This is a genomic window from Streptomyces sp. NPDC007095 (genome assembly GCF_040634475.1).
Lineage (GTDB): Bacteria > Actinomycetota > Actinomycetes > Streptomycetales > Streptomycetaceae > Streptomyces.
In genome coordinates this window covers 1-7,519 of sequence record NZ_JBEYFS010000363.1, presented here as the reverse complement: position 1 = coordinate 7,519, position 7,519 = coordinate 1, and the positions used below count along the sequence as shown (strand labels likewise).

Genomic DNA, 7,519 nt, shown 5'->3' with positions numbered 1-7,519 from the left:
GCGGTGTCCGGTCCGGTCGTGACCGTGGCCGCCGTGGCCGTCCGTGGCGCGGCGGAGGATGCGGCGACGGCGGGCACGGCCAGCGGGCCGGCCGTCAGGCCCAGCACGAGGGCGGCGGCGACGGCGGTGCCGGTTCGGGTACGGGCGGGCATCTGCGGCTCCTGGTGTGGACGGGACGGTGAGATCATCCTGCGGTCGCCCACCCGTTCCCGGATCCTCCCCGAGGACGGCCCGGCCCCTGGCACCGACCCGGATCAACTGCCTTGCAGCATAAGGGCGTTGTGGGGGATCACCCCTAGGTGGGGTGCGGCGAAAGTTTCGTGGGCAGGGGAGGGTAAAAAACTGTTATCGCGGAGGGCGGTCCTCCGTCTCCTGTGTGTCGGGACCCGATGAACGGCTGTGATCTGCGGCATAGCGCGCGGACAGGCCTGCCGGGGTGGGGGATCCTGCACTCCCGCCCGTGTGTGCCAAGTGGCAGGGGCGGTCACCGTGACACCGGAGGGGACGTACGTGGACGGGCGGCAGTGGCGCTCCATCATCGCGGCCGCGCAGGCCGGCGACCGGCGCGCCCTCGACGAACTCGTCGCGGGCTGGCTCCCGCTCGTCTACAACATCGTCGGCCGCGCCCTGAACGGCCACGCGGACGTCGACGACGTCGTGCAGGAGACCATGCTGCGCGCCGTCGACAACCTCGGCTCGCTGCGCGACCCGGACAGCTTCCGGTCCTGGCTGGTCGCCATCACGATGCGGCAGATACGGGAGCGCTCGCGCCGCCGGACGGCCGAGCCGCTGGCCGACGGCGCCGGCGAACAGGCCGCCGACTTCGCCGAACTGACCGTGCTGCGACTTCAGTTGGAGGGGCAGCGGCGCGAGGTCGCGGAGGCGGTGCGCTGGCTCGACGACGAGGACCGCCAGTTGCTCTCGCTGTGGTGGCTGGAGGTCGCGGGCGAACTCACCCGGCGCGAGCTGGCGGCGGCGGTCGGGATCAGCAGGCAGCACGCCGCGGTGCGGGTGCAGCGGATGAAGCAGCGGCTGGAGACCGCACGGGACATCGTGCGGGCGCTCGACGGCCACCACCCCGGCGCGGGCAACTCCCCCTGCCCCGACCTGCGGTTGGTGACCGCCCGCTGGGACGGACGGCCCGACTCGGTGTGGCGCAAGCGGGTGGCCCGGCACATCCGGGGCTGCGCGTACTGCTCGGGCGCCCGCGAGGCCGTCGTACCGGCCGAACGCCTCCTCGTCGGGATCGCCCTCGTCCCGCTGCCGGTCGGCTTCACGCTGTCGCTCGCGCTCGGCGGCAAGACGGCGGTCGCCGCCACCTCCGTCGGTTGGTCCGCCAAGCTCCTCGGCCTGCTCACCAAACCCGCCGTCGCCGTCACGGCCGGCGCCACCCTCGCGGCGGGCGGCCTGTACGTCGTCACCCGGACGCCCGACGACCCGCCCCCGGCCCTCGCCGCGCCCACGGCGGCGAGCACCGCACGCCCACCGTCGGGACGTACGGGCGAGCCGTCCGCCTCCCCGTCCCCCTCCGCCTCCCCGGCACCGTCTCCGTCGCCCTCGAAGACCCGCGTCCAGCTCTACGGCACCGTCGTCGACGCCGTCGACAGCGCGCCCGCCGCGAGCGCGCTCCCGGCGGCGCTGCCCCGGCGCGCCGAGAAGGGTGTCACCGCCACCGGTGCGCCCGCCACGGGCCTCACCCATCGCGGGGAGACGGTCACCCTCAGCGGGCAGGGCTACTTCCGGGTCCGCTGGCAGGTCCTGCCCCAGCAGCGCACCGGCGCGCTGCTCATGCCGAGCTGGACGGGGCTGAGCGGCAAGCTCTTCCACGTCGCCTCGGGCGGCGGTCACCGCATGGACGACGTGCAGTCGGGCTCGACGGACGGCACGACCTGGATGGGCGGCCCGTCCGTGGGCTACGCCGTCCTGCCCTCCGGCACCCAACAGATGTGGCAGAACGAGTACTTCTGGATCGACGGCACCGTCACCCTCCACCAGAACGAGGGCCCCGCCGACTACAACCTCTTCGTCCAGACCTCGACCTGGGACAAGGTGACCGAGGACGTCCGCACCGGCCCCGCCCAGGGCGTGATCCGCTACGGCCTCGTCCGCGACAACGGCAAGGACACCGCCCCGGTGCCGCAGTACCTGACCCGCTCGACCCCGGCCGACCCGGCGACGGTGAGCCGGCGCTCGCAGGTCGCTTCCTGACTCCCTCTCCGGCTCACCGCGGCACGCCGACTCAGGCCCTGCGCAGCGCGCACAGCGCGTCGATGCGGTTCGTGGTGATCGAATCCACCCCCATGTCCAGCAGCCGGCGCATGGAACGGCGGGTGTCGGGTGTCCAGACCGAGAGCAGATGGCCGCCGCGGTGCACGCGGGCCGTGAGGGCACGGTCGACCAGGCTGAATCGGTAGTTGAGCCAGCGCGGCCGTACGGCTTCGAGGAGGGCCGGGCGCGGCGGTGCGAGACTCGTCCAGGTCAGCGCGATCTCGGCGGCGGGGTCGGTGGCGCGCACCGCCAGCATGGCGGGGGCGCCCGCGCAGTAGTACACCCGGTCCTGGGCCCCGCACTCACGGATGACGTCGACGATCCTGCGTACGGCCGTGCCGTCGGGCTCTCCCGGCAGATCGACCAGGACCCGGCTGTCCTTGGTCGCCTCGAGGGCCTCCGCGAGCGTCGGCACCGCGCCGCCCGTGAGCCCTCGCACCTCGTCCGAGGAGAGCGACCTGAGCGGCCGCTCCAGCTCCCACAGCCGCTTCAGCGTCTCGTCGTGCAGCAGCACGGGCACCTTGTCGCGGGACAGCCGTACGTCGATCTCGACCGCGTCCGCGCCCAGTTGGAGCGCGGAACGCAGCGAGTCGAGGGTGTTCTCGCGGACGCGATAGGGGTCGCCGCGGTGGGCCACGGCAGTCACGGTGCGCATGGGCCCATTGTGCTGGTCGCTCAGGGTGTGAGCCACGCCGAGGCGTAGGTGTCGATCTCCTCGGCGAGGCGCGTCTTGCCGGCCGGGTCGAGGAAGGACGCCTCCACCGCGTTCTTGGCGAGCGCGGCGAGGCCCAGTTCGTCGAGGTCGAGGAGCCGGGCGGCGACCGCGTACTCGTTGTTGAGGTCGGTGCCGAACATCGGCGGGTCGTCGGAGTTGATGGTGACGAGGACCCCGGCCCGGGTGAACTCCTTTATGGGGTGCTCGTCGAGGGCGCGGACCGCGCGGGTGGCGATGTTGGAGGTCGGGCAGACCTCCAGCGCGATGCGGTGCTCGGCGAGGTGGTCGAGCAGCTTCGGGTCCTGCGCGGAGCTGGTGCCGTGTCCGATGCGCTCGGCGCGCAGCTCGTTCAGCGCGTCCCAGACGGTCTCCGGCCCGGTCGTCTCACCCGCGTGCGGCACCGAGCGCAGTCCGGCCGCGATCGCCTGGTCGAAGTACGGCTTGAACTGCGGCCGTGGCACGCCGATTTCGGGGCCACCGAGCCCGAAGGAGACCAGCCCCTCCGGCCGCAGCCGGTCGTCGGTCGCGAGCCGCAGGGTCTCCTCGGCCGCCTCGAGCCCCGCCTCGCCGGGAATGTCGAAGCACCAGCGCAGGACGACCCCGAACTCGGCCTCCGCCGCCTTGCGGGCGTCCTCGATGGCGTCCATGAAGGCGCGCTCGTCGATGCCGCGGCGGGTGGAGGACCACGGGGTGATGGTCAGCTCGGCGTAACGGACCTGCTGCCGGGCCATGTCCCGGGCGACCTCGTACGTCAGCAGGCGTACGTCCTCGGGGGTGCGGATCAGGTCGACGACGGACAGGTACACCTGGATGAAGTGGGCGAAGTCCGTGAACGTGAAGTAGTCCGCGAGGGCCTCGGGGTCCGTCGGCACCTGGGAGTCGGGGTGGCGGGCGGCGAGGGTGGAGACGATGCGGGGGGAGGCGGATCCGACGTGGTGCACGTGCAGTTCGGCCTTGGGCAGTCCGGCGATGAAGGTGTGCAGGTCGCGGACGCCCACGCGGGTGCTGAGCTGGTCGGTCAAGGATTCCTCCCCGGAACGGCGCCCCCGGACCGTGGTCGGGGGACGCGGGTGATCGGCTGATCGGTGATTCGGGGATCATCGTAGGCCGCCACTCACGGGGTGAAGCCCCGGGCCGTAGCATGACGGCAGGTACGACAGAGGAGGGGACCTCACGCATGTCCGAGGACGCGCAGGCGCCACAGGTGCCGCAGGTGCCGCAGAACGCCGCCGCGACCCCGTGGGCGTCCCCGGACCGCTCGGCTCCGCCGCCGACGCAGATCGACGTGCCGTTGGCCGTCGGTTCCGAGGACGCGATACCCGGCGGGAACCCCCAGCCGGGTTCCCCGCCCAAGGTCCCCCTGGACAAGGGCGCCGCCGGACCGCGACCCGGGCCGGACCCCTGGGCTCCGCCCGCGGACCAGGCACCCTCCCGCGCGCCCGGTGCTCCCACACCCCCCTCGGCGCACAACCAGCCGACGGTCGTCGCCCTCCCCGGGCCGGGCACCCCGAGCCACCCCCAGTCCCCGCCCCAGGCCTGGGACAACCCCTTCGCGTCCCCCGCCGCCGCGCCTCCGCCCCATCCCCAGCCCGCCCCCGGAGAGCCGGTTCCCCCGCCGCCCATCGCTCCCGAGGGCCCCGGCCAGGTCCCGTACGGCTACGGATACGGCTACCCGGCCTACCCCGCGCCGGGAGCCGGCTACCCGGGCGCCCCCGGCTACGGCTGGCCCATGATGCACCCGGTGCCGAGCAACGGCATGGGCACCGCGGGGCTGGTGCTCGGCATCATCTCGGCTGTCGTCTTCTGTCTGTGGCCGGTCGCGATCATCCTCGGGATCCTCGCGGTGACCTTCGGCGTGCTGGGGCGACGCAAGGCGCGCCGCGGCGAGGCGAACAACCCCGGTCAGGCGCTGGCCGGGATCATCTGCGGAGCGGTCGGCATCGCGCTCGGCATCGCGATGATCGTGGTCTTCTTCGTCCTCCCGGACGACAGCGGCGACAGCGACCCGTTCAGCGGAGACGACGGCTACTCCACTTCACTCGTCGTGCCGCACCTCGGCTAGATCACCAACCGCTCCCGCACCTCGGCTAGATCACCAACCGCTCCCGCGCCTGACCTGGTTCTCCCTGAGGAGCCGCTCCCGCGCCTCCATCAAGGCGAATCCCAGCAGGTTCGGCCCCCGCCACCGCTCGGGATCCGTCGCCCGCTCGTCGTCCGCCGCGAGGCCTATGCCCCAGACCCGGTCCATGGGGCTGGCCTCGACCAGCACCCGTGCGCCGGTGCTCAGCAGGAACGCGCGCAGCTCGGGGTGGGCGGCGAACTTGTGCACGCTGCCCTCGACGACGATCCCGAAGCGCTCCCGCTCCCATATCGCCTCGTCGAAGCCGCGCACGAGCCGCCCCGTCTTCTTGGCGAGCGCGGGGCTGGACGCCTCGATCGCGCGCCGCTCCGCCTCCGCGTCGCCGAAGAGCCGTGCCTTGCCCGCCATCATCCAGTGCTCGGCGGTCGCGTAGGAGACACCGTCCACCTCGAACGGTGACGGCCACCACTGGCTCAGGCAGCTCGCACTCACCTGACCGTCCGGTCGCGGGCGGTGACCCCAGAAGTGCAGGTACTTGACTCTCGCCCCCGAGCGGACCGCGCTGACCAGCGCTTCCCAAGAATCGATCTTCGCCATGCACGCCACTTTGGCACGCACCACTGACATTCCGTCCCGCCTTTTCCATGGGGACTCGACACCTGGTCGACAGATTCCGTCGCGTAACCAAAAGGCAACAACGGAATCACTTGTTGGAGTCCCTTTGCTCTGTCAGGATCGGCACTCAAATCGAGCTGGAGCTACGCCCACCCCTGCGGCAGTGGGGAGAACGGCGGAGGAGAGCGACATGCACAATCCGGGCCATCGCTTCCAGGCGCAGGACCGTTTCGCGGAAGGCGCGCAGTACATCGCGGGCCGGCTGACCAAGGGCACTTCGGGCCGTACGCACGCGGTCGTCGACCCCGCCACCGGCGACGAGGTCTACACGTACGAGCTGGCGAGCACCGTCGACGTGGACGCGGCCGTCGCCGCCGCCCGTGAGGCGTTCCCCGGCTGGGCGGGCGCCACCCCCGGCGAGCGCTCCGACGCCCTGCACCGCTTCGCCGCCGTGCTCGCCGACCGCGCCGAGGAGTTCGCCCGGGCGGAGTCGCTCCAGTGCGGAAAGCCCCTCAAGCTGACCCGCGAGTTCGACGTGCCCGGCACCATCGACAACACCGCCTTCTTCGCGGGCGCGGCCCGGCATCTGCAGGGGCAGTCCGCGGGCGAGTACTCCGGCGACCACACCTCGTACGTACGCCGCGAGCCCATCGGTGTGGTCGGCTCCATCGCGCCCTGGAACTACCCCCTCCAGATGGCCGCCTGGAAGATCCTCCCGGCGATCGCCGCAGGCAACACGATCGTGCTGAAGCCCGCCGAGCTGACCCCGCTGACCTCGCTGCTCTTCGCCATGGCCGCCACCGAGGCGGGCATCCCGGAGGGCGTGATCAACATCGTGACGGGGGCAGGCAAGGACGCCGGTGAGCACCTCGTCGGCCACCCCGACGTGGCGATGACCTCCTTCACCGGGTCCACCGCGGTCGGCAAGCGCGTCGCCGAGATCGCCACCTCGACCGTCAAGCGGCTCCATCTGGAACTGGGCGGCAAGGCCCCGTTCGTGGTCTTCGACGACGCGGACCTGGACGCCGCCGTGAACGGCGCGGTCGCGGGCTCGCTCATCAACACCGGGCAGGACTGCACGGCCGCCACGCGCGCGTATGTGCAAAGGCCCCTCTACGAAGAGTTCGTGTCCAGGACGGCCGCCCTGATGGCGAGCGTCCGCCTCGGCGACCCGTTCGCCTCCGGCACCGACCTCGGCCCGCTGATCTCGCACGCCCAGCGCGACCGCGTGGCCGGATTCGTCGACCGGGCCCGCGGCTACGCGCGTGTGGTCACCGGCGGAGAGATCCCCGCAGAGCTCAAGGACGGCGCCTACTACCGGCCCACGCTCGTCGCCGACGCTCCCCAGGACAGCGAGATCGTCCAGTCCGAGATCTTCGGTCCCGTCCTGGTGGTGCTCCCCTTCGACAGCGACGACGAGGGAATCAGGCTCGCCAACGACACTCCGTACGGTCTCGCCGCCTCCGCGTGGAGCCGGGACGTGTACCGGGCCAACCGTGCGACCCGCGAGATCAAGGCGGGCTGTGTGTGGGTCAACGACCACATTCCGATCATCAGCGAGATGCCGCACGGCGGCTACAAGGCGTCCGGCTTCGGCAAGGACATGTCGGCGTACTCGTTCGAGGAGTACACCCAGATCAAGCACGTCATGTTCGACAACACCGCGGTCGCCAGGAAGGACTGGCACCGCACGATCTTCGGGGACCGGCCCTAGGCCCTGTCGTCAAATTCCCGTCTGCCCTGCGGCGCCATGCACGCACTCTCACCGCACCAGGCACAGACCCGAGTACGTCCAGTACGAGGGCCTGTGCCCGGCACGCCGAGAGCACGCACCTGACGCC

The 7,519-nt window shown here is 71.9% G+C and carries 5 protein-coding genes and 1 pseudogene; 3 read left to right on the top strand and 3 right to left on the bottom strand.

Translation table 11 applies throughout. From position 1 onward, the window contains the following. Positions 1–489: 489 nt before the first annotated feature. A complete protein-coding gene (locus ABZ656_RS54745; protein WP_360279774.1) occupies positions 490–2,208 on the top strand; it encodes a sigma-70 family RNA polymerase sigma factor in 1,719 nt (572 codons plus the stop codon). A gap of 31 nt (positions 2,209–2,239) precedes the next feature. Here the strand turns inward: ABZ656_RS54745 and ABZ656_RS54740 are convergent, their stop codons facing one another. Then, positions 2,240–2,923, bottom strand: a complete 684-nt coding sequence (locus ABZ656_RS54740) for a glycerophosphodiester phosphodiesterase (protein WP_360279771.1) — start codon at positions 2,921–2,923, stop codon at positions 2,240–2,242. Between the two features lie 20 nt (positions 2,924–2,943). Next, positions 2,944–4,097, bottom strand: a pseudogene (locus ABZ656_RS54735) (adenosine deaminase). 63 nt (positions 4,098–4,160) lie between these two features. Here ABZ656_RS54735 and ABZ656_RS54730 point away from each other — a divergent pair. Next, positions 4,161–5,045, top strand: coding sequence for a DUF4190 domain-containing protein (locus tag ABZ656_RS54730; protein WP_360279768.1), 885 nt, complete (start codon positions 4,161–4,163; stop codon positions 5,043–5,045). A 30-nt stretch (positions 5,046–5,075) separates the two neighbouring features. On the opposite strand, the gene ABZ656_RS54725 is transcribed toward ABZ656_RS54730, so the two are convergent. After that, entirely contained in the window at positions 5,076–5,690 is a 615-nt protein-coding gene (locus tag ABZ656_RS54725) for an NADAR family protein (RefSeq protein WP_101400946.1), read from the bottom strand. 178 nt (positions 5,691–5,868) lie between these two features. Between ABZ656_RS54725 and ABZ656_RS54720 the strand changes: the two genes are divergently transcribed. Further along, positions 5,869–7,392: a gamma-aminobutyraldehyde dehydrogenase gene (locus ABZ656_RS54720; protein WP_360279765.1), complete on the top strand. Its 1,524-nt coding sequence runs from the start codon at positions 5,869–5,871 to the stop codon at positions 7,390–7,392. Positions 7,393–7,519 lie beyond the last annotated feature (127 nt).